This window comes from Legionella qingyii (assembly GCF_003184185.1).
Genome location: NZ_QHJG01000081.1, coordinates 184 through 975, shown reverse-complemented (window position 1 = coordinate 975; position 792 = coordinate 184). Strand labels below are relative to the sequence as shown.

The following is a 792-nucleotide window of genomic DNA, read 5'->3' as shown; positions in this document are numbered from 1 at the left end:
TTAAGGGGGATGGCCGTATTTTCATTCCCGGAGACCGCTTGTGTACCTAAGATAGGAGCATCGGCAACAGGATTAACAGTCACCATTTGAGTTGCTTTTGCAGTAGCTACTGAATTTCCTACGGTGGAGTAAGCCGTTATTACTAATGCAAGTTTGGTGGTGCTGGCTAATTGGTCATTTAGCGTAATGGCAAGACCCTTCAATTGGCTCGCATTGACGGTATAACTACCATCAGCATTACGCACCAACGCAGTCCCTCCTGAACTTAGCGTCGCGCCAGTAGGAACATTGCCAATTTTTGCTGACAACACATCCGTGGTATTTCCAGTTGGAAGCGCTGCGCTTATATTAAGAGGGATGGGGGTATTTTCATTCCCGGAGACCGCCTGTGTACCTAAGATAGGAGCATCCGCAACAGGATTAACGGTCACCATTTGAGTTGCCTTTGCAGTAGCTACTGAAGTTCCGACGGTGGAGTAAGCCGTTATTGCTAATGCAAGTTTGGCGGTGCTGGCTAATTGGTCATTTAACGTAATGGCAAGACCCTTCAATTGGCTCGCATTAACGGTATAAGTACCATCAGCATTACGCACCAACGCAGTCCCCCCAGAACTTAGAATCGCACCAGTAGGAACATTGCCGATTTTTACTGACAACACATCCGTAGTGTCTCCCACTGGGAGTTTNACCAGTAAATTGCATTACCGTTCTGGGAAGTTAACCGAGCGTAATTGCCATATTCATGGTAGGCATAATGCGGGGTTGCGTCAGGGAGGTCTCGAATCTTAGCGT

General features: G+C 47.5%; 1 protein-coding gene. It reads right to left on the bottom strand.

From position 1 onward, the window contains the following. Positions 1-659, bottom strand: a 659-nt coding sequence (locus tag DGG96_RS20530; RefSeq protein WP_205872638.1) for a hypothetical protein, incomplete at its 3' end; no start/stop codon positions are given. Positions 660-792 lie beyond the last annotated feature (133 nt).